This is a genomic window from Geodermatophilus sp. SYSU D00710 (assembly GCF_054050195.1).
The window spans coordinates 34,525-57,425 of record NZ_JBJGYX010000005.1 but is presented as its reverse complement, the minus strand read 5'-3'; the positions used below and the strand labels follow the sequence as shown (position 1 = coordinate 57,425).

Annotated in this window: 27 protein-coding genes; 12 read left to right on the top strand and 15 right to left on the bottom strand. The window is 76.6% G+C overall.

Annotated features, from left to right (window positions below):
* Window positions 1-43: 43 nt before the first annotated feature.
* Entirely contained in the window at window positions 44-625 is a 582-nt protein-coding gene (locus tag ACI78U_RS03620; protein ID WP_456873921.1) for an anti-sigma factor family protein, read from the bottom strand.
* Window positions 622-1,218, bottom strand: coding sequence for an RNA polymerase sigma factor SigE (sigE, locus tag ACI78U_RS03615; RefSeq protein ID WP_456873920.1), 597 nt, complete (start codon window positions 1,216-1,218; stop codon window positions 622-624). Before sigE ends, ACI78U_RS03620 begins: the two co-directional genes overlap by 4 nt.
* 195 nt (window positions 1,219-1,413) lie before the next feature.
* On the opposite strand from sigE, the gene ACI78U_RS03610 reads away from it, so the two are divergent.
* Window positions 1,414-2,073 (top strand): O-methyltransferase, encoded by a 660-nt coding sequence (locus ACI78U_RS03610; RefSeq protein ID WP_456873919.1) that lies wholly within the window; start codon window positions 1,414-1,416, stop codon window positions 2,071-2,073.
* Between the two features lie 3 nt (window positions 2,074-2,076).
* Here ACI78U_RS03610 and ACI78U_RS03605 read toward each other — a convergent pair whose 3' ends face one another.
* Entirely contained in the window at window positions 2,077-2,586 is a 510-nt protein-coding gene (locus ACI78U_RS03605) for a 2'-5' RNA ligase family protein (RefSeq protein WP_456873918.1), read from the bottom strand.
* A 3-nt stretch (window positions 2,587-2,589) separates the two neighbouring features.
* Window positions 2,590-3,810 (bottom strand): glucose-1-phosphate adenylyltransferase, encoded by a 1,221-nt coding sequence (gene glgC / locus ACI78U_RS03600; RefSeq protein WP_456873917.1) that lies wholly within the window; start codon window positions 3,808-3,810, stop codon window positions 2,590-2,592.
* 62 nt (window positions 3,811-3,872) lie between these two features.
* Between glgC and glgA the strand changes: the two genes are divergently transcribed.
* The 5 genes from glgA (at window position 3,873) to ACI78U_RS03575 (ending at window position 9,339) form a co-directional block, all read left to right on the top strand.
* The gene (gene glgA / locus ACI78U_RS03595) at window positions 3,873-5,045 is read left to right on the top strand and encodes a glycogen synthase (RefSeq protein WP_456873916.1); all 1,173 of its coding nucleotides are present in this window, start codon (window positions 3,873-3,875) and stop codon (window positions 5,043-5,045) included.
* 44 nt (window positions 5,046-5,089) lie between these two features.
* On the top strand, window positions 5,090-6,295 hold the full coding sequence (locus ACI78U_RS03590) for a PP2C family protein-serine/threonine phosphatase (protein ID WP_456873915.1): 1,206 nt from the start codon (window positions 5,090-5,092) through the stop codon (window positions 6,293-6,295).
* The gene (locus ACI78U_RS03585) at window positions 6,292-7,377 is read left to right on the top strand and encodes a hypothetical protein (protein WP_456873914.1); all 1,086 of its coding nucleotides are present in this window, start codon (window positions 6,292-6,294) and stop codon (window positions 7,375-7,377) included. Before ACI78U_RS03590 ends, ACI78U_RS03585 begins: the two co-directional genes overlap by 4 nt.
* Window positions 7,378-7,415: 38 nt before the next feature.
* Window positions 7,416-8,150: a GAF domain-containing protein gene (locus ACI78U_RS03580; protein WP_456873913.1), complete on the top strand. Its 735-nt coding sequence runs from the start codon at window positions 7,416-7,418 to the stop codon at window positions 8,148-8,150.
* Window positions 8,151-8,220: 70 nt separating this feature from the next.
* Complete coding sequence (locus ACI78U_RS03575) at window positions 8,221-9,339, top strand: spore photoproduct lyase family protein (RefSeq protein ID WP_456873912.1); 1,119 nt, start codon at window positions 8,221-8,223, stop codon at window positions 9,337-9,339.
* On the opposite strand, the gene ACI78U_RS03570 is transcribed toward ACI78U_RS03575, so the two are convergent.
* Window positions 9,336-10,019 carry a DUF6766 family protein gene (locus tag ACI78U_RS03570; protein WP_456873911.1) on the bottom strand — a complete coding sequence of 228 codons (684 nt, stop codon included), beginning with the start codon at window positions 10,017-10,019 and terminating at the stop codon, window positions 9,336-9,338. The genes ACI78U_RS03575 and ACI78U_RS03570 overlap by 4 nt on opposite strands.
* A gap of 85 nt (window positions 10,020-10,104) precedes the next feature.
* Window positions 10,105-10,482: a hypothetical protein gene (locus tag ACI78U_RS03565; RefSeq protein ID WP_456873910.1), complete on the bottom strand. Its 378-nt coding sequence runs from the start codon at window positions 10,480-10,482 to the stop codon at window positions 10,105-10,107.
* A 135-nt stretch (window positions 10,483-10,617) separates the two neighbouring features.
* On the opposite strand from ACI78U_RS03565, the gene ACI78U_RS03560 reads away from it, so the two are divergent.
* Both ACI78U_RS03560 and ACI78U_RS03555 read left to right on the top strand, forming a co-directional pair.
* Complete coding sequence (locus tag ACI78U_RS03560; RefSeq protein ID WP_456873909.1) at window positions 10,618-12,120, top strand: phytoene desaturase family protein; 1,503 nt, start codon at window positions 10,618-10,620, stop codon at window positions 12,118-12,120.
* Window positions 12,121-12,142: 22 nt separating this feature from the next.
* The gene (locus ACI78U_RS03555) at window positions 12,143-12,652 is read left to right on the top strand and encodes a DinB family protein (RefSeq protein ID WP_456873908.1); all 510 of its coding nucleotides are present in this window, start codon (window positions 12,143-12,145) and stop codon (window positions 12,650-12,652) included.
* Window positions 12,653-12,662: 10 nt separating this feature from the next.
* Here the strand turns inward: ACI78U_RS03555 and ACI78U_RS03550 are convergent, their stop codons facing one another.
* The 6 genes from ACI78U_RS03550 to ACI78U_RS03525 all read right to left on the bottom strand — a co-directional run bounded on the left by ACI78U_RS03550 (window position 12,663) and on the right by ACI78U_RS03525 (window position 18,878).
* Window positions 12,663-14,120, bottom strand: a complete 1,458-nt coding sequence (locus ACI78U_RS03550; protein ID WP_456873907.1) for a hypothetical protein — start codon at window positions 14,118-14,120, stop codon at window positions 12,663-12,665.
* Window positions 14,117-15,655: a leucyl aminopeptidase family protein gene (locus tag ACI78U_RS03545; RefSeq protein WP_456873906.1), complete on the bottom strand. Its 1,539-nt coding sequence runs from the start codon at window positions 15,653-15,655 to the stop codon at window positions 14,117-14,119. The genes ACI78U_RS03550 and ACI78U_RS03545 overlap by 4 nt, the downstream gene beginning before the upstream one ends.
* A gap of 89 nt (window positions 15,656-15,744) precedes the next feature.
* The gene (locus tag ACI78U_RS03540; RefSeq protein WP_012947303.1) at window positions 15,745-15,912 is read right to left on the bottom strand and encodes a DUF3117 domain-containing protein; all 168 of its coding nucleotides are present in this window, start codon (window positions 15,910-15,912) and stop codon (window positions 15,745-15,747) included.
* A 117-nt stretch (window positions 15,913-16,029) separates the two neighbouring features.
* A complete protein-coding gene (locus ACI78U_RS03535; protein WP_456873905.1) occupies window positions 16,030-16,596 on the bottom strand; it encodes a DNA-3-methyladenine glycosylase I in 567 nt (188 codons plus the stop codon).
* A gap of 29 nt (window positions 16,597-16,625) precedes the next feature.
* Window positions 16,626-17,798 (bottom strand): DUF222 domain-containing protein, encoded by a 1,173-nt coding sequence (locus ACI78U_RS03530; protein ID WP_456873904.1) that lies wholly within the window; start codon window positions 17,796-17,798, stop codon window positions 16,626-16,628.
* Window positions 17,799-17,987: 189 nt separating this feature from the next.
* Entirely contained in the window at window positions 17,988-18,878 is an 891-nt protein-coding gene (locus tag ACI78U_RS03525) for a DMT family transporter (protein ID WP_456873903.1), read from the bottom strand.
* 70 nt (window positions 18,879-18,948) lie between these two features.
* Here ACI78U_RS03525 and ACI78U_RS03520 point away from each other — a divergent pair, with 70 nt between their 5' ends.
* The gene (locus ACI78U_RS03520; protein ID WP_456873902.1) at window positions 18,949-19,284 is read left to right on the top strand and encodes a TfoX/Sxy family protein; all 336 of its coding nucleotides are present in this window, start codon (window positions 18,949-18,951) and stop codon (window positions 19,282-19,284) included.
* Window positions 19,285-19,296: 12 nt separating this feature from the next.
* On the top strand, window positions 19,297-19,926 hold the full coding sequence (locus ACI78U_RS03515) for a LysE family translocator (protein ID WP_456873901.1): 630 nt from the start codon (window positions 19,297-19,299) through the stop codon (window positions 19,924-19,926).
* A gap of 1 nt (window position 19,927) precedes the next feature.
* On the opposite strand, the gene ACI78U_RS03510 is transcribed toward ACI78U_RS03515, so the two are convergent.
* Window positions 19,928-20,740, bottom strand: coding sequence for a MerR family transcriptional regulator (locus ACI78U_RS03510; protein WP_456873900.1), 813 nt, complete (start codon window positions 20,738-20,740; stop codon window positions 19,928-19,930).
* Between the two features lie 104 nt (window positions 20,741-20,844).
* On the opposite strand from ACI78U_RS03510, the gene ACI78U_RS03505 reads away from it, so the two are divergent.
* On the top strand, window positions 20,845-21,312 hold the full coding sequence (locus ACI78U_RS03505; protein ID WP_456873899.1) for a DUF2243 domain-containing protein: 468 nt from the start codon (window positions 20,845-20,847) through the stop codon (window positions 21,310-21,312).
* On the top strand, window positions 21,309-22,037 hold the full coding sequence (locus ACI78U_RS03500; RefSeq protein WP_456873898.1) for a cytochrome c oxidase assembly protein: 729 nt from the start codon (window positions 21,309-21,311) through the stop codon (window positions 22,035-22,037). Before ACI78U_RS03505 ends, ACI78U_RS03500 begins: the two co-directional genes overlap by 4 nt.
* On the opposite strand, the gene ACI78U_RS03495 is transcribed toward ACI78U_RS03500, so the two are convergent.
* Window positions 22,025-22,489 (bottom strand): SRPBCC family protein, encoded by a 465-nt coding sequence (locus ACI78U_RS03495; protein ID WP_456873897.1) that lies wholly within the window; start codon window positions 22,487-22,489, stop codon window positions 22,025-22,027. The genes ACI78U_RS03500 and ACI78U_RS03495 overlap by 13 nt on opposite strands.
* A complete protein-coding gene (locus ACI78U_RS03490) occupies window positions 22,482-22,895 on the bottom strand; it encodes a DivIVA domain-containing protein (RefSeq protein ID WP_456873896.1) in 414 nt (137 codons plus the stop codon). Before ACI78U_RS03490 ends, ACI78U_RS03495 begins: the two co-directional genes overlap by 8 nt.
* Window positions 22,896-22,901: the final 6 nt, after the last annotated feature.

The following is a 22,901-nucleotide window of genomic DNA, read 5'->3' as shown; positions in this document are numbered from 1 at the left end:
CCCCGGCCCGGCAGGCCGGTGCGGCGGGATCGGGTGTGGCGGCTCAGGGCGCGCCGCCGGCCGGGTCCTGCGGCGCGGACGAGATCACCGTCCGCACCACCGGCGGCACCACCTCGGTGCGCTCGTCGGGACCGGACCCGTCGGCCACCGACGCCGGCGTCGGGCCGGGCGGGACGGTGCCGACGTCGGGCAGGTTGAGCGCGAGCACGGCGACGCCCAGGCTCAGCGCGAGGAAGGTGCCGGCCACGCCGCGGCGCAGCCAGCGCGCCTGGTGCGGTGCGGCGCCGTGTGCGGGCGGGTCGTCGAGTGCGATGGTCCACCGCCCCGACGAGTCGGTGACGGTCAGCTGCCCGGGCCCCGCGGCGACCGTGCCCAGGCCGCCGGAGCCGGGGACGTCGGCGGTGAAGGGGATGGCGCACAGCCGGGAGAGCAGGTCGCCGGGGACGGCGACGTCGGCGGCGGTGTGCAGCGCCTCCTTGGCCTCCCGCTGGGCCTGCACCAGCATCCGGCACTCGGCGCAGCCGGCCAGGTGGCGGGCGGCGCGGGCGGCCGGGCCGCTGCCCAGCTCGCCGTCGACCAGGGCCGCGATCGCCTCCTGCGCGAGGTGGCTCTCCGGCAGGCTCATGCCGGGGCTCCCGGTGCCGCGACCCCCCGCGGGGCGAGGTGGGCCAGGGCCTGCCGCAGCTGCACGCGGCCGCGGTGGATCCGGCTGCGCACGGTGCCGAGCTTGATGCCGAGGGTGGCCGCGATCTCCTCGTACGTCAGGCCCTCGATGTCGCACAGGACGACGGCGACGCGGAACTCCGGCGGCAGCGCGTCCAGCGCCGCCTGCACCTGCGGGTCGAGGTGGGTGTCGGCGTAGACCTGCTCGGGGCTGGGCGCGGTGCCGGGCAGCCGCTCGGTGTCCTCGGGCAGCGCGTCGAACCGGATCCGCTGCCGGCGGCGGACCATGTCGAGGAACAGGTTCGTGGTGATCCGGTGCAGCCAACCCTCGAAGGTGCCCGGCGAGAAGTCCGCGAGCGAGCGGAACACCCGGACGAAGGTCTCCTGGGTGAGGTCCTCGGCGTCCTGGGCGTTGCCCGAGAGACGGTAGGCGAGCCGGTAGACCCGGGCGGAGTGGTCCCGGACGACCTGCTCCCAGGTGGGCGCGACCCACACCTCGCCGGCGCCGGACGCGTCCGGCCGGTCGGCGGTGGCGGGGACGGGGGCCTCGGGCACGTCGTCAGTATCGCGGACGCGCACGCTGCCGGCCTCCCCCGCAGGCTGGGAGGGGAGGGCGGCACGCTCGGGTGTCACGACGGGAGCAACGGACGGCGGATCACCGGGTGTTCCCGTTCACAGGCACCTCACAGGTCGGGGTCACACCTCCGGGTCCCGGGTCGCGGCACCGGCGGCCTCTACCCTCGGCCGGTGATGAGCGCCGAGGGACCCCCGTCGCACACGGGCGGCACCGGCGGCGCCGCGTGGGCCGACCGGTACGCCACCGAGGACCCCGTCCTCGCCGCCGCCCGCGCCCGGGCCGGCGCGCTGGGCGGACCGCCGCCGGTGGGGCCGGCGGTCGGGGCCACCCTGGCCGTGCTGGCGGCGGGGAGCAACGCCCGCACGGTGGTCTCCATCGGCAGCGGCGGCGGGGTGGCCGGCCTGTGGCTGCTGCGCGGCATGCGCCCCGACGGCGTCCTCACCGTGCTCGACACCGATCCCGAGCAGCTGCGGGCGGCCCGGCGGACCCTGGCCGAGGCCGGTGTCCCGCCCGGCCGGACCCGGCTGATCTTCGGCACGCCGGCCGAGGTGCTGCCCCGGCTGTCCCCCGGCGCCTACGACCTGGTGGTCTGCGCCGCTCCGCCCACCGAGTGGTCGGCGCACCTGGGCGCCGTCGTCGGGCTGGTCCGCGCCGGGGGCACGCTGGCCTGCCACGGGCTGCTCGCCGGGGACCGCATCGGCGACCGCTCGGCCCGCGACCCGCAGACGGTGGCCTGGCGCGAGCTGGCCCGCACCGTGCGCGAGGACGAGCAGCTGACCTCCGCCGTCCTGCCGGTCGGGGCGGGCCTGCTGCTGGCCACCCGCCGGCCGTAGCGGTCAGCTCCCGAACGGGTGCTCGGCCAGCGGCTCCCACGGGCCGCCGAGGTAGCGCCAGAGCCCGAGCCCGCGGGCCGGCACCGCGTGCGGCGTGAAGCCGGCCGCGAGCCGGTCGCGCAGCCGCCGGGCGACCTCCGGCTCGACCTTGTTCTGCACGGTCACGTGGGCCGACAGGCGCTGGCGGTCCTGCCGGGTCAGCCAGGGGTCGAACTCCGCGGCCAGGCCGGCGTGCAGCGCCGAGAGCTCGTCGGACCGCAGCCGGTAGGCCACGCCGCGCCCGAGCAGCTGCAGGCCGGTCACCTCGACGTCGAACGGCGGCCGGTCGGCGGCCCGGGCCAGCGCCGCGTCGACGGCGGGCCGCTGCTCCCCGGGCAGGGCGTGGAACAGGGTCACGTGCGCGGCCAGGTGGTTGCGGTCGGCCGGGAAGTGCTCGGCGCGCAGCCGGTCGAAGCGCGCCTGCGCCTCCGATCCGAGCAGCAGCGTGACGACCAGGGGCCGGGGGTCGGTCACCTGCTAGACGACGGCGCGGGCGCCCTTGCCCAGGACCGCCACACCTCCGGCGCTGACGTGGTAGTGCTCCCGGTCGGCGTCGGTGTCGACGCCGATGCGGGCCCACGGCGGCACGACGACGTTCTTGTCGAGGATCGCCCGGCGGACGTACGCGCCCTCGCCGACGTGCACGCCGTTCATCAGCACGCTGTCCTCGACCCTGGCGCCGCGGTCGACGTGCACCCCGGGCGAGATGACGCTGTTGTGCACCGACCCGCCGCCGATGATCGCCCCGGCGCTGACCATCGACTCCTCGGCCCGGCCGCCGAGCACGAACTTCGCCGGCGGCAGCTGCGGCGGCAGCGTGTAGATCGGCCAGCGGTCGTTGTAGAGGTTGAACACCGGCGTCACCGACACCAGGTCCAGGTGCGCGTCGTAGTAGGAGTCGATCGTCCCGACGTCGCGCCAGTAGCCGTGGTCGCGCTCGGTGGTCCCCGGGACGACGTTGGTGGAGAAGTCGTAGACGTACGCCCGCCCGGCGTCGGCGAGCATCGGCATGATCGAGCCGCCCATGTCGTGCACCGAGTCGGGGTCCTCGGCGTCGGCGCGCAGGGCCTCGAGCAGGGCCTCGGTGGTGAACACGTAGTTGCCCATGGAGGCGAAGGACTCCTCCGGGCTGTCGGGCAGGCCCGGCGGGTCGGCCGGCTTCTCCAGGAAGCCGCGCACCTTGCCGTCGGCGCCGGCGTCGATGACGCCGAAGCCGGTGGCGTCGCGCCGGGGCACCCGCAGCCCGGCGATGGTCACGCCGGCGCCGGTCTGCAGGTGCTGGTCGACCATCTGTCCCGGGTCCATCCGGTAGACGTGGTCGGCGCCGAAGACGACGACGATGTCGGGCCGCTCGTCGTAGATGAGGTTGAGGCTCTGGAAGATCGCGTCGGCGCTGCCGGTGTACCAGCGCGGGCCGAGCCGCTGCTGGGCCGGCACCGGGGTGATGTAGTTGCCGAGCAGCTGCGACATCCGCCAGGTGGTGGTGATGTGCCGGTCGAGGCTGTGGCTCTTGTACTGCGTGAGCACCGCGATCTGCCGGATCTCGGCGTTCACCAGGTTGGACAGCACGAAGTCGACCAGCCGGTAGTTGCCGCCGAAGGGGACGGCCGGTTTGGCCCGGTCAGCGGTCAGCGGTGCCAGCCGCTTGCCCTCACCACCGGCCAGGACGATGCCGAGCACCCGGGGACCCCCACGCATGGGGGAAACCTAGCCGCTTCCGCGTCCGGCGGCCCCTCACCGTCCCCCCTAGGGTGACGGCCGTGCGCATCGGCATCGTCACGCGCGAGTGGCCCCCCGACGTCTACGGCGGCGCCGGGGTGCACGTGGAGCACCTGGTCGCGGCGCTGCGCTCGCTGCCCGCGGGGCCCGACCTGGAGGTGCACGCCTTCGGCAGCCCGCGCGCCGACGCCGTCGGCTGGCCGGTGCCGCCGGGGCTGGCCGGCGCCAACGGCGCGCTGCAGGCGCTGGGCACCGACGTCGAGATCGCCGCCGCGCTCGGCGGCGTGGACCTGGTGCACAGCCACACCTGGTACGCCAACGGCGCGGGGCTGCTGGCCGGGCTGGTGCACGGCGTCCCGCACGTGGTCACCGCGCACTCGCTCGAGCCGCGCCGGCCGTGGAAGGCCGACCAGCTCGGCGGCGGGTACCGGCTGTCGTCCTGGGTGGAGCGCACCGCCTACCTCGCCGCCGACGCCGTGATCGCGGTCAGCCACGGGATGCGCGCCGACGTCCTCGACGCCTACCCCGACCTCGACCCGGCGCGGGTGCACGTCGTCGGCAACGGGGTGGACGCCGAGGCCTACCGGCCGGTGCGCGACCCCGACGTCGTCCGCTCGCTCGGGGTGGACCCCGACCGGCCCTACGCGCTGTTCGTCGGGCGGATCACCCGGCAGAAGGGCGTCGTCCACCTGCTGCGGGCTGCCGAGCAGCTGCCGGCCGACGCGGGCCTGGTGCTGTGCGCCGGTGCCGCCGACACCCCGGCCGAGCGGCAGCAGGTCGCCGACGCGGTGGCCGCGCTGCAGGCCCGCCGGCCGGGTGTGGTGTGGATCGAGGCGATGCTGCCGCGCGAGCAGCTCGTGCCGCTGATCACCGGCGCCACGGTGTTCGTCGTCCCGTCGGTGTACGAGCCGCTCGGCATCGTCAACCTCGAGGCCGCCGCGTGCGGGACCGCCGTGGTCGCCAGCGCCGTCGGCGGCATCCCCGAGGTCGTCGCCGACGGGCGCACCGGGCTGCTGGTGCCCTACGACCCCGACGACGTCGCCGCGTTCGAGGCGGGCCTGGCCGCGCGGATCGCCGAGCTGCTCGCCGACCCGGCGCGTGCTGCGGCGATGGGCGCCGCGGGCCGCGAGCGGGTGCTGTCGGAGTTCGGCTGGCCCGCGATCGCCCAGCAGACCGTGCAGGTCTACTCCGCGGTGCTCGACGCCCGCGGCTGATCCCCGGCGGCGGGGCCGGGCGCCGGATGGGAGGCTGTCCCGACGTGACCCCCCCGACGCCGTCCGACGAGGACCCCATCCGGGCCCTGGTGCGGGCGTCGCACCGGCTGTCCGCCGACCGGGTGGGCACCGTGGTCGCCGAGCAGGCCCGGGGGCTGGGCGCGCAGGACGCGGTGGTCTACCTGGCCGACTACGCGCAGCACGAGCTCGTGCCGGTCCCCGGCGAGGGCGTCCCCGCGCGCCTCCCCCTGACCATCGACGGGTCGCTGGGCGGTCGCGCCTTCCGCCGGGTCGACCCGCTGCGGTCGGCACCGCACGACGGGCCGGGGAGCCTCTGGATGCCCCTGCTCGACGGCGCCGAGCGGCTCGGCGTCCTGGAGCTGGTCGTGCCGGCCGAGATGCCGCCGGCCTTCGAGGACGACGCGCGGTCCTTCGCCTCCCTGGTCGCCGAGCTCCTGGTCACCCGCGACGCCTACAGCGACGTCTTCGCCCGGCTGCGCCGGCGCCGGCACCTGTCGCTGGCCGCGGAGATCCAGTGGGAGCTGCTGCCGCCGCTGACCTACGCGAACGACCGCGTCGTCATCACCGGTGCCCTCGAGCCGTCCTACGAGATCGGCGGCGACACCTTCGACTACGCGGTCAACGGCCCGCTGGCCGACCTGCTCGTGCTCGACGCCGTCGGTCACGGCCTGCCGGCCGCGCTGCTGGCCACCGCGGCCGTCGGCGCCTACCGGCACGCCCGGCGCGTCGACCTGGACCTGCCCGGGGTCGCCGCCGCCGTGGACGCCGTCCTGGCCGGGCAGTTCTCCGGCAGCCGGTTCGCCACCGCCGTCCTCGCCCGTCTCGACCTGGACACCGGCGTGCTGCGCTGGGTCAACTGCGGGCACCCCGCCCCGCTGCTCGTCCGCGACGGCGTCCCGCTGCGGCCCCCGCCGTGCCCGCCGGCCCGCCCGCTGGGACTGCTCGCGGCCGACCCCGTGGTCTGCCAGGTGCAGCTGCGGCCCGGGGACCGGCTGCTGCTGCACACCGACGGCGTCGTGGAGGCGCGCTCCCCCGACGGCGAGTTCTTCGGCGAGGAGCGGCTGGCCGACCTCGTCGTCCGCGCCGAGCTCGCCGGCGACCCGCCGCCGGAGACGATGCGCCGGCTGATGGGCAGCGTGATGGAGCACCAGGCCGGACAGCTGCAGGACGACGCCAGCATCGTCATGGTCGAGTGGCGCACCGGCCGCGAGACCACGCTCGAGCCGTGAGCGCCGCCCCGGCCGGGGACGGGCCGGGCCCGGGGGTCCGCCCCCGCCCCGACGTCGTCGTCGGCCTGGTGGCCGCTCCCGGTGCGCCCGCCGAGGTGGCCGACGAGCTGGCCGCCGACCTCGCCGGCGCGCTGCACGCCGAGCACACCGAGGTGGCCTGGGACGTGCGCGTCGTCGTCGACGGCCTGGTGCAGCCGCCGGCCGACGACGCCGAGATCGTCGCCGCGGCCCGCGAACGCCTGCTGGCCGAGGAGTGGGACCTCGCCGTCTGCGTGACCGACCTGCCGATCACCGTCGACCGCCGCACCGTGGTGGCGCACGCCAGCCCGGTGCACGGCGTCGCGGTGCTGTCGCTGCCGGCGCTGGGGGCGGTCGGCCGGCGCCGACGGGCGCTGCAGACGGCGGTCGGGCTGGTGCGCGCGCTGCTCGGTGACGACGGCGAGGGCGGGGACGACGCCGAGCGGCTGCGACGGCGGCTGCACGAGCTGGCCGCCGACCAGTCCGACGCGGGGATCGGGTTCACCGCGCGGGTGCTCACCGGGAACCTGCGGCTGCTGGTCGGCATGGTGCGGGCCAACCGCCCGTGGCGGCTGACCGCGTCGCTGTCGCGGGCGCTGACCGCCGCGGTCGCCGCGGGGGTGTTCGCCCTGGTCACCTCCGACATCTGGCGGCTGGCCGACCGCTTCGGACCGGTCCGGCTGGCGGCGGTGGGACTCGGCTCGGTGCTGGCCATCTGCGCGACGCTGGTCGTCGGCGCGCGGCTGTGGGAGCGGGCCCGCTCGCCGCGGGTGCGCAAGCAGGTGGCGCTGTTCAACCTGGCCACGGTCGCCACCGTGGTGATCGGCGTGCTCACCCTCTACGCCACGCTGTTCGTCCTCGCCCTCACCGGCTCCCTGCTGCTGGTGCCGTCGGGGCTGTTCGGCGAGGGGCTCGGGCACCGCGCCGCACTCGGCGACTACCTGGAGCTGGCCTGGCTGACCAGCTCGCTGGCCACCGTCGGCGGCGCGCTGGGCGCCGGGCTGGAGGAGGACGACGCCGTCCGCGAGGCCGCCTACACCCACCGGCCGGGTGCCCCTGGCTGAGCGCTGGCCCTCGCCGCCGCGCGGAGGGAGGATGACGTGTGACCATCGCCACGCGGTTCGCCGCGGCGCTCGAGCACCAGAGCGCCGGCGGACCCCCGGGTGCCGAGCTGCTGCCGACCCGGCTGGCCCGGGCCGGTGCCGTGACGCTCGGCGTCGACGCGGCCGGGCTGTCCGTGGTCGACGCCGCGGGGCGGCGGATCCCCCTCGGGTCGAGCTCGGTCGAGGCCGCCTGCGCCGAGCGGCTGCAGTTCACCGTCGGCTCGGGCCCGTGCTGGGAGGCGCAGACGACCCGGCTGCCGGTGTTCGCCGTCCTGGCCGACCTGCACCGCCGCTGGCCGGCCTTCACCGACCTGCTCACCGAGCAGACCCCGTTCCGGGCCGTCGTCGCGTTCCCGCTGCGCGAGGACCTCGCCGGCGCCGGTGCGCTCGACCTCTACTTCACCGACGAGACCGCGGTGCCGACCCTCGACGTGTTCGCCGCCGTCGCCGTGGGCGAGCTGGTGACCGCGCAGCTGACCGAGGCGGCCGTGTGGTCGGACTGGCCGGCCGAGCGCGGACCGGCCTGGCTGCACGGCCCGGAGGCCCGCCGCAGGGCCGCGGTGCTGCGGGCCGCGGGCCGCACGGCGATGGTGCTGGAGACCGACCCGGCGAGCGCACTGGCGCTGCTGCGGGGCGCCGCCTACGTCGGCGGGCGGACCGTCGAGGACGTCGCCGAGGACCTCGAGGAAGGCCGCCTGCGGGTCGAGGACCTCGGCACCGGCCCCGCCGCCTGAGCCGTCGCGTGTGACCGTTCCCGCAGGTCAGGGCGGGAATCGGCGGTCCACGCGGGTCGCTGCACCTCCCGTGACCGCCGCGCCCTCGCCGTCCGCCGTCCCCGCTGCGGCGCCGTCCCCCGTGCCCTCCCCCACCGGCCTGCTCGACGTGCGCACCGTCTACGCCGAGCCCGCCGCGCTCGACTCCGCCCGCGGCCGCGAGGTGCTGGCCCGCTTTCCCGGCGCCGAGGTGGTCGAGGTGCCCTCGCACTGGCAGATCCCCGAGCTCCACGGCAACGCGGGCAACGTCGAGCGCTGGGTGCGGGTCAAGACCGAGACGCTGGTGCTCGGGGTCAAGAAGTCCCTGTCGGCCCGGCCCAACAGCCGCTCGTCGCACTGGATCGCGCCCTCGACCGCGAACGGCTGCGCCATGGCGTGTGCCTACTGCTACGTCCCCCGGCGCAAGGGCTACGCCAACCCGATCACCGTCTTCACCAACATCGAGCAGATCACGGGCTACCTGCGCCGGCACGTCGCCCGGCAGGGCGTCAAGACCGAGCCCGACCAGTGCGACCCGGTGAGCTGGGTCTACGACATCGGGGAGAACAGCGACTGCTCGGTGGACGCGCTGGTCAGCGACAACGTGGCCGACCTGGTGGCCACCTTCCGTGGGCTGCCGACCGCCAAGGCGTCGTTCGCCACCAAGTACGTCAACCGGCAGCTGCTCGACCTCGACCCGCGGGGCCGCACCCGCGTGCGGTTCTCGCTGATGCCCGACGCCGACGCGAAGGTGGTCGACGTCCGCACCAGCCGCGTCCCCGACCGCATCGCCGCCGTCGACGACTTCGTCGAGGCCGGCTACGAGGTCCACCTCAACCTCTCGCCGGTCGTCCTGCGCGACGGCTGGGAGGCCGACTGGGCCGAGCTGCTGCGCCGCCTGGACGACACCCTGTCCCCCGCCGCCAAGGCGCAGGCCGCGGCCGAGGTGATCATGCTGACCCACAACCGGGAGCTGCACGAGGTCAACCTCGGCTGGCACCCGAAGGCCGAGGACCTGCTGTGGCGGCCCGATCTCCAGCAGCCCAAGCGCAGCCAGAACGGCCAGTGGAACGTCCGCTACCGGAACGACGTGAAGCGGGCCGGCGTCGAGCGGTTGCAGGAGCTCATCGCCCACCACGCGCCGTGGCTGCAGGTGCGGTACGCCTTCTAGCCCGTCTCGCCGGTGTCCCCGTGGGCGGCGCCCACCGGCTTGGACTCCGGTGAGCCGCGCTGGCGCAGGTAGACGGCGAACACCGCCATCGAGCCCACGGCGAGCATCTCCGACTGCCAGTTCTGGAAGGTGCGGCTCCAGAAGTCGGCCCGGCCCAGGTAGCCGACCCAGCTGACCGGGTCGGCGTGCGACTGCAACTGCTCGGTGTTGTACGCCGTCCACCCGGCGATCGACGACGCCGCCCAGGTGAGCAGGAACAGCGCGCCCATCAGCAGGCCCAGCGAGCGGGAGAACAGGCCGGCCCGCCAGCCGCCGGCACGCACCCACGGCGGCGAGTCGGCGCGGGCGTGCTCGCCCATCCGCTGCTCCTCGTCGCTCTCGGTGCCGACCTCGTGCAGCTCCTTGGACTCCGCCGAGCCGCGCTGGACCAGCCACACGGTCGCGAACACGTAGAGGAAGAACTGCAGGTACTCCGACTGCCAGTTCTCCATGACGTCGACGGCGAACGACGACGAGGTCACGTAGTCGGCCAGCGGCAGCGGGTCGAGGCCCTGGTCGAGGCGCTGCTCGTTCTCCTCCGCGGCGCCGGCGACCGCCTGGCCGACGAGGGTGGCGAGGAACAGCGCACCGAACGCCAGGCTGAGCCCGTTGTCGCGCAGCACCCGTCGCACGTCGCTCACCGCCCGAGCAGGGCCAGCACGACGCAGTAGGCGACGCCGCCGAGGACGGTCAGCAGGTAGGCCAGGAACACGGCACGGACGGCGTTCACGAGCCCTCCACCAGGCAGTCGTAGCGGTCCTCGTCCGAGGGCGCGCACCCGGCCGCGGCGACCCGCCAGCCGTCGGCGGTCTCGGTGAGGAACAGCGTGTCGTCGTCCAGGCGCACCTGCGCCTCCGAGCCCCAGACCTCGGCCGACACCACGTCGCCGCTGCCGAGCCCCAGGTCCTCGAGCGCCGTGGCGCAGCCGGTCGGCTCCTCGTGCTCGAGGCTGGAGACCGCGGCCTGGGTCAGCAGCTCGCAGCGGACGACGGAGTCGCCGGCGGCGAAGTCCCCGGCCACCTGCTCCACGGCGGGCAGGTGCACGTCGGAGCACCCGCTCAGCAGCAGGACGCCGACGGCCGGCCACAGCGCTGTCGCACGCACGGATCGCCGCCTCCTCCCGTCCCCGGGGGCCGCGTCTGCTCCGCGTCCGGGTCCGATCCTGTTCCCCTACCGACGGTGCCGCCACTCCTGGTGATCACCCGATCGGGTCGCGGGGTCGAGCACTACGGTGACGGCGTGGCGCGGGTGGTGGTCGTCGGTGCCGGGCTCGGCGGCCTGGCCGCGGCGGCCCGGCTGGCCGCGCTGGGCCACGGGGTCACGGTGCTGGAGCAGGCCGACAGCGTGGGCGGCAAGCTCGGCTGGTACGAGCGCGACGGGCACGCCTTCGACACCGGCCCCAGCCTGGTCACGCTGCCGCAGGTGCTGCAGGACCTGTTCGACGCCACCGGCGGCCCGCTGGAGGACGCCGTCGACCTGGTCCGGCTCGACCCCGCCGTCGCCTACCGGTTCGCCGACGGCACCCGGCTGGCCGTGCCCGGTTCCCTCGAGGCGGTGCCGGCCGCGCTCGAGTCGGCGCTGGGCGACGGCGCGGGCGCGCAGTGGCGGGCCCTGCTCGACCGCGCCGAGGCGATGTGGGCGATCACCGAGCAGCCGTTCCTGCGCTCGCCGCTGCGCGGGGCCGCGACCCTCGCCCGGCTGGCCCGCGACCCCGCCGACGTCGGCACCGTGGCCCCCTGGCAGACGCTGCGCGGCCTGGGCGCCCGGCACCTGCGTGACCCGCGGCTGCGGGTGCTGCTCGACCGCTACGCCACCTACTCCGGCTCCGACCCCCGGCGCGCCCCGGCGGTGCTGGCCACCGTGCCGTGGGTGGAGCAGGCCTTCGGTTCCTGGTACGTCCGCGGCGGGCTGCACCGGCTGGCCACCGCGGTGGCCGAGCGGGCGCGCGAGTGCGGGGCCGAGGTGCGCACCGGCACCCCCGTGCGGCGGGTGCTCAGCGACGGCGGCCGGGTGTCGGGCGTGGAGCTCGCCGACGGTGCGGAGGTGACCGCCGACGTCGTGGTGTCCGGCGCCGACGCCACCGCCCTCTACGCCGGGCTGCTGCCGCCCTCCCGGCGCACCCGCGCGGTGCGGCGCGGCCTGACCCGGGCCACGCCGTCGCTGTCGGGGTTCGTGCTGCTGCTGGCGCTGCGCGGCCGCACGCCCGGCCTGGCGCACCACACCGTCGCCTTCCCGGCCGACTACGACGCGGAGTTCGACGCCGTCTTCGGCACCGGCCGGCACCGCGGCGTCCCCTGCCCGGTGCCCGACCCGACCATCTACGTCAGCGCGCCCGACGACCCCGACACCCGGCCCGACGACGACAGCGAGTCCTGGTTCGTCCTGGTCAACGCGCCGCGCCACGACCCCGACGCCGGCGTCGACTGGGACGCCCCCGGACTGTCCGACCGCTACGCCACTCGGGTGCTGGAGGTCATGGCCGCGCGCGGGCTCGACGTGCGCGACCGGGTGCGCTGGTGCGTGGCCCGCACGCCGGCCGACCTGGCCCGGGAGACCGGCAGCGTCGGTGGCTCGATCTACGGCACGTCGAGCAACGGCACCCGCGCGGCGTTCCTGCGGCCGGGCAACGCCGCGCCGGTGCGGGGGCTCTACCTGGTCGGCGGCTCCTCCCACCCCGGGGGCGGGCTGCCGCTGGTCACCCTGTCCGCCGAGATCGTCGCGGGGCTGGTCGGGCCCGCCTGACCGCGCGTGCGAGGGTTCCCCGGTGCGCACCGACCCGCCCGAGAACGCGTCCGAGACCGTGCAGCTGACCGGCTTCCTCGCCTACCAGCGGGAGACGCTCCTGCACAAGACCGAGGGTCTGACCCGCGAGCAGCTGGGCCGGACGCACCCGCCGTCCTCGCTGACCCTGGCCGGCCTGCTCTACCACCTGGCGCTCGTGGAGGAGAGCTGGGCCGTGGAGCGCTTCTCCGGCGAGCGCATCCCCGAGCCGTGGGCCGACGTCGACTGGGACGCGACGCCGGACTGGGAGTTCGACGAGGCCCTGGGCCTGGAGCCCGAGGCGCTGCGCGAGCGCTACCGGGAGGCCGGCCGGCGCACCGACGCCGTGGTCGCCGCCACCGGGGACCTCGACGCGCTGTCGGCGGTCCCGTTGCGCAACGGCGGTGCGTTCAGCCTGCGCTGGATGCTGCTGCACCTGGTCGAGGAGACCGCCCGGCACAACGGGCACGCCGACCTGCTGCGGGAGGCGGTCGACGGCGCGGTCGGCGAGTGAGCCGCCCGGGTCAGCCGCGGGCGGCGCCGACGCCGAGCACCGCGGCCAGCCCCAGCGCGCTGCGCGGCGCGTAGGCCGCCCGCCACAGCCCGCCGTGGACGGCGGCGTGCGCCTCGTCCTGCCACGGGTGGTCGTGCCGTGGCCCGCCGCCGGTGTGCAGGTCGTGCACCAGCAGCGCGGCCATGAGCACGTTGGACGTCGCCGGCTCGAACACCTCGACGCCGAACCGGTGCGCCCCGGCGTAGGCGGCGGCCAGCGCCCGGTTCTTCACCACCGAGCGGGTGCGGGTGGGCGGGGCGACGTTCAGCGACACCGTCGTCCCGGCCGCCCGCGCGACCGTGGCCCGCCAGCGCTGCAGCCGCTTGGCCAGCGCGTAGTTCGGGCCCTGCTGCGGGACCAGCGCGTCGTGCAGGCCGGGGTCGACGCCGGGCACGTACCCGCGCTGCAGCAGCCGGCCGGCCGAGAGGGTCCGCAGCGGCCGGCCGAGCAGCTTGCCCACCCGCGAGCGCCCCTCGTAGGCGCGCACCGACTGCGCCACGGCCTCGCCCGGGACGACGAAGACGTCGGTGGGGGTGGCGAGGAAGGCCAGCGCGGCCTCGGGCCGGGCGGCCTGCACCCGCAGGGTGAGCGCGTCGACGGCGGCCGAGACGCGGACGTTCGTGGCGCCGTCGGCGTAGACGTAGTTGCCGAGCACCGGCTCGCCGGGCAGGTCGGCGAGCCAGTCGGCGACGGCCGGCACCTCGCGCACCAGGTCGGCGCCGGCGCCCTCGGGCAGCCCGCCGCCCGCGGTGGGCACCAACAGCCGGCCGGCCCCGCGGCGCGCGGTGTCGAGGACCCGCCGCCACAGGTCGGGCCGGGGCAGGTCGACGGCGGCCACGGTCGCACCCCAGCGCAGCAGCGCGGTGAGCGGGCCCATCTCCGCGCCGGCGCCGAGGACGGCGACCGTGCGGCCGGGCAGCGCCAGCCACTCGGGGTGGGCGGCGACCTCGCGGACCGCCGCGGCCGCCGTGGGCTCCAGGACCCCGCCCTCCACCCAGGTGTCGAGTCGCCGGGCCAGCTCGTCGCCGGCCAGCCGCCGGCCGTGGAAGGGCAGTGTGAAGGCGCGCTCGGGCTCGCCGCGGCCGGTGACCTCGCCGGTGGTCAGGGCCCGGCCGGCCGGTGCGGTGAGCAGCGTCCCCAGCGGCTGCTCGGTGCCACCTCCGGCGACCCGCAGCCGGCCGTGGACGGCGTCGAGCCCGGCGCCGGCGATGGTGCGGGCCGCCTCGGCGGAGGCGAGCCCGGCCTCGACCAGCCGGCGGAAGTGGGTGAGGTACCCGGTCCGCCAGTTGGTCTCCTGCTCGGCCGCGCGGGCCCCGACCGGGTCGACCGGGCGCAGCGCGTCGGCCACCACCGCCCGGCCGACCGCGGCGGTGCTGCGCCGCCCGTCGGGGCCGGCCGGGAAGACGACGCCGGTGTCGTCGGTGCTCATCGGGCTCCTCGGTCGGCGGTGGGCGGGAGCGGGTCGAGAGGCGCCCCGGCCTCCAGCCAGCGCAGCAGCGTGCGGGCGCCGAACCCGGTGCCGCCCTTGACCACCTCGGCGTCGTCGGCGGCGGCCCGGGCGGGACCGGCGACGTCGAGGTGGGCCCACGGCAGGTCGCCGGCGAAGGGCCGCAGGAACAGCGCGGCGGTGGTGCCACCGGGGTTGCCGGGGGCGTTGTTGGCGTCGGCGACGTCGCTGTCGAGCAGGTCGGCGTAGTCCTCGGCCAGGGGCATCCGCCACACCCGCTCGCCGGCGTGCAGGGCGGCGGTGCCCAGTGCGTCGGCCAGCCCGTCGGTGGTGGCGTAGAGGCCGGCCGTGCGGGTGCCGAGCGCGACCTTCATCGCGCCGGTCAGGGTGGCGACGTCGACCAGCACGGTGGCGCCCAGCGACAGCCGCGCGTGGGCCAGGCCGTCGGCGAGCACCATGCGACCCTCGGCGTCGGTGTTCTGCACCTCGGTGGTGCGCCCGCCGACGTGCCGGACGACGTCGCCGGGGCGGTAGGACGACCCCGAGACGGCGTTCTCCGCGGCCGGGACGACGACGGTCACCGCGACCGGGAGCTCCAGGCGTGCGGCGGCCTCGAGCGCGGCCAGCACCGCCGCTCCCCCGGCCATGTCGGTCTTCATCTCGCGCATGCCGGCGTTGGGCTTGATCGAGATGCCGCCGGTGTCGAAGGTGATGCCCTTGCCCACCAGCACCGGGTGGGCCGGACCGGCGCCGGGCGGCGCGTAGGCGGCGACGACGACGCGCGGCGGGGACGCCGAGCCACCGCCCACGGCCAGCACGCCGCCGAAGCCGCCCGCGGCGAGCTCCTCGGGGCCCAGCACGGTGACGGTGACGTGCGGCAGGCCCGCCAGCCGCTCGACGGCCTGCCCGGCCAGCCAGGCGGGGTCCTTGGTGTTGCTGGGCGTGTTGACCAGGTCGCGGGCCCAGGCGACGGCGCGGCCGGTGACCTCGCCCGCGCGGGCGGCGGCGCTGACCACGGGGGCGGCGGCGTCGGCGGCGACCACGGCGACGGTGTCCAGCCGCGGTGGGTGCGGCTTCGACGTCTCGCGGAACCGGTAGCCGCCGAGCAGGGCGGCCTCGACGGCGGCGCGCACCTCGTCGGCGCCGGCCGGGGCGAGGGCGGCGTCGAGGGGCAGCACCAGGCGCGTGGCGCCGTGCTCGGCGAGGGTCTGCGCGCGGCGGACGGCGGCGGCGACGTAGGTGCGCAGGTGCGGCAGCGTCCCGTCGCCGAGCCCGACGGCGACGACGCTGCGCGGGCGGCGGCCGGGGACCGGCAGGTCGGTGACCGTGCCGGGCTTGCCGGTGTTGCCGGTGTCGGCCAGCGCGGCGGTGAGCAACCGGGCCGGGACCGGCGGGAGGGTGCCGAACGCCGGTGCGGTCAGCCAGGGCGGCAGTGCCGCGCCGGAGCCGACGGGGACGGCCAGGACGTCGTCCTCGCCGAGCCGGGGCAGGGAGGTCAGCAGTTCGACCCGCGGCAAGGGTGCGGCCCCGGTCGCCGGCGTGCTGCCGGCGGCCGGGGCCGCGTCGTCCTGCGCGGGGCTGCCCGAGGGCAGGCTCGCGGGGGCGTTCAGCTGGTCGCGCCCTTCAGGGCCTCGGAGAGCGCCGCGGCCTCGTCCGGGGACAGCTCGACGACGAGCCGGCCACCGCCCTCGAGCGGCACCCGCATGACCAGGCCGCGCCCCTCCTTGGTGACCTCCAGGGGACCTTCACCCGTGCGCGGCTTCATGGCCGCCATGCGTGCCTCCTTCGCCGGCCACCCGCCGCCCCCTTCGGCTGCGGTGTGGCTGTTCATCGGTGCTGAGCTCTCGGCACATGATCCCGTATCCCCGCCGCGGAACCAACACGAGCCCCTTCAGGGGGTCGCCCGGAAGCAGGTCACGACGTGGTCGTCCACCATGCCGGTGGCCTGCATGAGCGCGTAGGCGGTGGTCGGCCCGACGAAGACGAAGCCCCGCCGCTTGAGCTCCTTCGCCATCGCCGTGGACTCCGGGGTGGTGGCCGGGACGTCGGCCAGCGTGGCCGGGCGGGGGCGCGGCCCGGCGGGTGCGAAGGACCACAGCAGGTCGGACAGCCCCCCGGGGACCTGCTGGGCGGCGCGGGCGTTGCGGACCGCGGCGGCGATCTTGGCGCGGTTTCGGACGATCCCGCTGTCGGCCATCAGGCGCGCCTCGTCGTCGGGGGTGAACTCCGCGACCGCATCGATGGAGAAACCGGCGAACGCGGCCCGGAACGCGGGTCGCTTGCGCAGGATGGTGATCCAGGACAGGCCGGACTGGAACGCCTCGAGGCAGAGCCGCTCGAACAGCGCGTCGTTGCCGCGCAGCGGGGTGCCCCACTCCTCGTCGTGGTAGCGCTGGTACTCCGGCGTGCTGTCCCCCCACGCACAGCGCACCAGGTCAGCGGTCGGTGCGGGTTCCACGCCGTGGACGCTAGCGCCGTCCGACGACGTCATGCCGCGGGAGCCAGCGGTGCGGGGACGGTGATCTCGGTGCCGTCGGGGCGCCAGGTGCGCCATTGCCCGTCGCGTTGTCGCTCGACGCGGAAGCCGTGGTGGACCTTGGTGTGGTGCCGCTCGCACAGCAGCGCGCTGTTGGCGAGGCTGGTCTCGCCGCCGTCGATCCAGTGCACCAGGTGGTGCACATCGGCCCAGTGAGTCGGCGCGTCACAGCCGGCGAACACACAACCCCCGTCGCGTGCCTCCACCGCCCGCCGGATCGCCGGGGTCACCACCCGCTTGGTCCGGCCCACGTCCAGCGGCTGTCCCTCCGGGCCGATGACGATCCGGGTGACCTGCCCGTCGCAGGCCAGCCAGCGTGCCCTCGCGGCGGAGATCGTCGCGCCGAACCCCATGGTGGCGGCGCCGGGGCCGGTGGCCGGGTCGGCCAGGTCGTCGAGGTCCACCCGCACCGCCACGTGCGGCTTGACGGTGCGCAGCACCGGGAGGTCGCCCGCCGCGAGGGCGTTGTCGGCGAGCTGGACCCAGGCGTCCCCCAGCCGCTGCGCTCTGGTGCGCTGGTCGCCGGCGGGCCGGTCGGCCTGCACGTGCGCCTCGAGGGCGGCCTCCACCTTCTCCCCACCCACCGCGTCCAGGTGGCCGCGGAAGCTCAGCGATCCGTCGGTGTGCTTGACCACCGTCAGCGACCGGCCCTCGGTCGGATCGGGCTCGGGCCCGTCGGGGTCGCACGCGTGCTCATGGCTCTTGACCACCGTCACCAGCGCGGCGTGGTCCTGCTCGACCGCCACCCCGGTGAGCACCCCGTCGACCTCACCGAGGTCGATCCCGGCGGCGGCGAACGCCGCCCGCCGCTTCGGGGTGAGCAGTCCGGCGGCCTCGGCCACCTGCGCCGCGGTCACCCAGCCGGCGTCGTGGGCCTCGGCGAGGGCCGGCAGGTGCTCCAGGGCCCGGCCGTTGCCGACCAGCCGGGCGGCGTCCGACCCGGACAGGCGGCAGTGCCCGCGCAGCCACGACGCCATTCTCTTCTGCCCGTCGCGCTCCGGGGCCTGGGCGAGTTCGGCGGCACGGACCCGGCGGGCCAGGGCGGCGTCGATCCGGTTGCGCTCGGCGACCAGCGCGGCGACGTCGTCGAGGACGTCACCGGCCTCCCACCCGCTCGAACACATGATCGAAGAATACTGGACCAAGAGTCACGGCGCGACCCGAATCCCCAGGTCAGGAACCTGTCCACAAATCCGCAGACCACCTTGACGAGGCCGTCGAGGCGGCGCGATCGGCGTACACGGTGGGATCGAGTAACGACCGCCCGCGCCGACCCGCGCCGAGAGGTCTTCCATCCGCGCTACAGAGGCCCCTCACGGCACCGGCGACTCCACCGGAGCCGGCGCCGGGGCGTTGCGGCGGGTGGCGAGAACGCAGCCGACCAGCACCAGCGGCAGCCCCACCGCCAGGCCGAGGGTGAAGGGCTCGTCGAGCAGCAGGACCCCGGCGACCACGGCGACCGCCGGGTTGACGAAGGTGATCACCAGCGCCCGCTGCGGACCGGCCTCGCGGATCAGCGCGAAGAACAGCACCAGCGCCAGCGCGGTGCACACCACGCCGAGGGCCACCAGCGACCCGAGCGCCTGTGGCGACGCCGCCGTCACCTCGTCCAGGCGGGGCAGCGCGAACGGCGCGTAGACCACCGCCGTGACCACCAGCGCCACCGCGCTGACCGCCACCCCCGGGACGTCGCCGAGCGCGCGGCTGGCCACCAGCGGCGCCGTCCCGTAGCCGATGACGACCAACACGACGGCCAGCACCGGCAGCAGCGCGATGCCCTCGACGTCGAACCCGAGCAGCGCCACGATGCCCAGGACGCCGAGCCCCATGCCCGCCAGCCGCACCGGTGTCAGCCGCTCCTCCTCGCCGAGCAGCCGCGCGGCCAGCGCCGCCACGAACGGCACCGAGGCCACCAGCAGCCCGGTCAGCGAGCTCGACAGCGACACCTCGGCGTAGGACAGCAGCAGCCAGGGCGCGGTCATCTCCAGCACCGTGAACAGCAACAGCGCGCGCCAGTGCCGCAGCGCCGGGCGGACCTGGCCGCGGGCGAGCACCCACGGCAGCAGCAGCGCCGCCCCGACGACGCACCGCACGAAGACCAGGACGACCGGCGACACCTCGTCGACCGCGACCTTGATCAGCAGGTAGGGCACGCCCCAGATGACCGACATCGCCAGGAACAGGGCCCACCCGCGACGACTCACCGCGACATCCTCACCGATGCGGCGGACGTTCCCGTTGCCATCCCCGCCGCCCGGCGCTGGACTCGGTGCCGTGGACCCGGGCCAGCGCTTCGACCTCCTCGTGGAGGCCCTCGCCACACGGCCGGGGGTCGGTCCGCCCGGCGCGGGCGGGCGGCGGGGCTTCGGCTCGGCCGCGCTCACCGTCGACGGGTCGATCTTCGCGATGGTCGTCGGCGGGGCGCTGGTGTTCAAGCTGCCGCGGCACCGGGTGGAGGGCCTGGTCGCCGCCGGCACCGGGCTGCCCTTCGCGGCGGCCAACGGCACCCCGATGCGGGAGTGGGTCGCGCTCGACCACGGCACGCCGGAGTCCGACCTCGCGCTCGCCGAGGAGGCCATGGCGTTCGTGGCCTCCCGCCGGCGGGCCTGAGAGGCTCCGGGTGTGGACCGGTCGGGCTACGGCACCTTCGTCGTCTTCGCCGCGCTCCTGACGCTCGCACCGGGGCCCGACTTCGCCGTCGTCGTCCGGAACACCCTGGCGGGCGGACGACGGCGCGGCGGCTGGTGCGCCGTCGGCGTCACGGCCTCCAACGCCGTGCAGGGCGCCGCGGCCGCGGCCGGGCTGGCCGCGGTGGTCGTCCGGGTCGAGCCGCTGTTCCAGGCGATCCGCTGGGTGGGCATCGCCTACCTGGTGTTACTCGCGGTGCAGGCGTTCGCCTCCGCCGTGCGCGGGCGCTACCCCGACCTCGACGACGGCAGCCCGGAGGCCCCGCGCGCGGCGTGGGCCGGCCTCCGGCAGGGGTTCCTCACCAACGTGACCAACCCGAAGGTGCTGGCGTTCTACCTGGCCGTGCTGCCGCAGTTCCTGTCGCCGGACACCGGCGCGCCGGTGCTGCTGGCGTACGCCCTCACCCACGCGGTCCTGGGGCTGGCGTGGCTGGGTGCGCTGGTCGCCGGGCTGCACCTCGCGCGGCGGGTGCTCACCCGGCGACCGGTCCGGCGGGCCCTCGACGCGGTCACCGGGTGCGCCCTCCTCGCGTTCGGCGCCCGGCTGGCGACCTCCCGGGCGTGAGTCAGGCGACCGGCCAGGCCACCTCGACGTGCGGCTCGTCGGGGGCCACGTCGCGGTCGCTCAGGTAGACCTCGGCAGGGCTGCCCGCCCGCTCCAGGCCGCGGGCGTCCACCCAGGCGCCGACGGCGTCGTAGGCCCGCAGGATGCCGGGGAACTCCGCCTGCCGCCGTGACAGGCAGGTGACCGCCTCCCGGCCGGCCCGCTGCAGCCGGATCCGCAGCTCCCCGGCCGGCTCCACCCGGCCGGTGAAGGGCCGCACCACCTCCACCGGGCCGTCGCCGTCCTCGGTGACCATGCCGTGGTAGACGACGCGCAGGGGGCCGGCCGGGACGGCGCCCGACCGCGCCAGGTGCGCGTCGATCTCCTCCGACGCCCCGGTGATGAAGTCCTCGAGCTCGTCGACGGTCAGCCGCTGCTCGGCGGTCAGCACCGTCTGCTCGGCCACCTCGCGCAGGGACACCTCGGTCACGTCGTCCTCCTCCTCGTCCGGTTCCACGGTCAGCGCGCCCACCCACGTCCGGCGTCGCCGCAGGTCCTCCTCGACGCCGTCCCACCACCGCGCGACGGCCGCCCGCCGGGCCGCCGGGTCCAGGTCGACGACCTCGCGCACCCGGGCGAGCGGCATGCCGGCGCGGCGCAGCGCGGCGATGAGGCGGGCGCGGTCCACCTGCGCGGCCGCGTAGCCGCGGTAGCCGGTCCAGGGGTCGACCGCGTCGGGCACCAGCAGCCCCTGCTCGGCGTAGAGCCGCAGCGCCTTCGCCGACAGCCGGGTGCGGCGCAGGAACTCCCCCGACCGCAGCAGGTCTCCGCTCATGTCCCGAGCGTGCGGCACGCCCCTGGGGCCGGGTCCAGCCGGAGCCCGTTTCCCGCCGGTGCGGCGCGGGCAGCGCCCGGGGACGCCAGACGACGGGAGGCCCCGTGGCCGACGCACTCCCCCGCCCTCCGGCCCGGCGACGGCTGCTGGTCTCCGGCCTGCTGCTCGGGCTGGGCACCGCCGGTGCGGTCGACGAGATCGTGTTCCACCAGCTGCTGCACTGGCACCACTTCTACGACCGGGCGAGCGGGGCGGCCGGCCTGGTCTCCGACGGCGTGCTGCACGCGGCCACGTTCTCGGCCGCCGTCGCCGGCATGGCGCTGCTGGCCGACGCGCGCCGCCGCGGGCCGTTCGTGCCCGCGCTGTGGTGGGGTGCGGTGCTCACCGCCGCCGGCGCGTTCCAGGTCTGGGACGGGCTGGTGCACCACAAGCTGCTGCGGCTGCACCAGGTCCGCTACGGCGTCGACCCGACCGGCTACGACGTCGGCTGGATCGTCCCCGGGCTGGTCCTGCTGGCCGCCGGGGTCGGGCTGCTGCTGCGCTCCCGCGCCCGGCCGGCCCGCGTCCGGTGACCGCCGCCGCCGTCGCCGTCCTGCTCGGCGCCGGGGCGGTCTACGTCGCGGCCACCTGGCGCTGCCGCGCCCCGTGGCCGCTGCCCCGGACGGCGGCCTGGCTGGCCGGCGTGGCCACCGCCGCAGCTGCCGTCGCCGGGCCGCTGGACGCGCACGGCGACCTGCGCGCGCACATGGCCGGCCACCTCCTGCTGGGGATGGCCGCCCCGCTGCTGCTGGTCCTCGGCGCCCCGGTGACCCTGGCGCTGCGGGCCCTGCCGCGGGACGGCGCCCGGCGGCTGGCGCGGCTGCTGCGCGCCGCCCCGCTGCGGTGGCTCGCCGACCCGCTCGTCGCCGTCCCGGTCAACGCGGCGGGGCTGTGGCTGCTCTACGGGACCGGCCTGCACGCCGCGGCCGCGCACTCCCCCGGCCTGGCGGCCTTCCTCGCGCTGCACGTGCTGGTCAGCGGCTACCTCGCCACGGCCGCGGTGCTCGCCGTCGACCCCGCGCCGCACCGCCGCGGCGTGGGCGTGCGGGCCGCGGCGCTGGCCGCGGGTACCGCCGGGCACGACGTGCTGGCCAAGGTGCTCTACGCGCACCCGCCGGCCGGTGTGGTCGGCGCCGAGGCGGGCGCCCGGCTGATGTACGACGGCGGCACGGTGCTCACGCTGGTCACCGCCGCGCTGCTGTGGCAGCGCTGGTACGTCAGCCGCGGTGCGGTCCGGGCGGCCGTTCAGCCGGGGTAGGCGCGGGCGTAGCGGGCGAACCGGCGCAGCGCGATCCGGAAGCCGAGGACGACGAACGGGCGCGCCAGCGGCCAGCCGAGCCGGCCGAGCAGACCGAAGGGCGGGTACCACCGTTCGGTCAGGACCAGGTCGGTGCCGCCCCCGGCGGGTGTGAGCTCGAAGATGCCCGGCCCGCGCACGATCCGGCCGGTGTGCTGGACGACCACGCGGCGCGGCGGGTCCCACTCGGTGACCACCATCGTGTCGAGCACGCCGAGGTGCCGGCCGCGCCGCCACGGCAGCGGGACGCCGGTGCGCGCGGCCAGCCGCACGCCGACGCCCTCCTCCGCGGCGGTGACCACCTCGACGTCGGTGGCCGGCATCCACCGCCCCTGCGCGCGCCAGTCGGTGAGCGCCGCCCACACCTGCTCGGGCGGCGCCGCCACGCGGACCGGCAGGACCAGCTCAGGCACCGTCGCGCGCTCCCTCGTCCACGGCCGGTCCTTCGCGGCCGGGCCCGCTCCCGGATGCGCCGTCGGCCGGGAGCGGGAGGCCGGGGTCGGCGTCGGCGTCGGCCGCCCCGGCGGGCCGCCGGTCGCGCAGCGCGGCGATCACCTCGTCGCGCTCCTCCAGCGCCTGGGCCAGCTGCTCGAGCAGCCAGTCCACCTCGGTCATGCGGTAGCCGCGCACGGCCACCGAGACCTGCAGCGCGCGGACGTCCTCCCCGGTCACCGGCCGGTCGTCGGGCAGCTCGACCGGCGAGCGGTCCAGCTCGGCCGGTGGCTGGGTCTCGCCGCGGCCGAGCAGCAGCGACCCGCCCAGGAACAGCAGCGCGCCGACGACGGCGACCGCGGCGATCCCGACCAGGAAGGACAGCACCGGCGT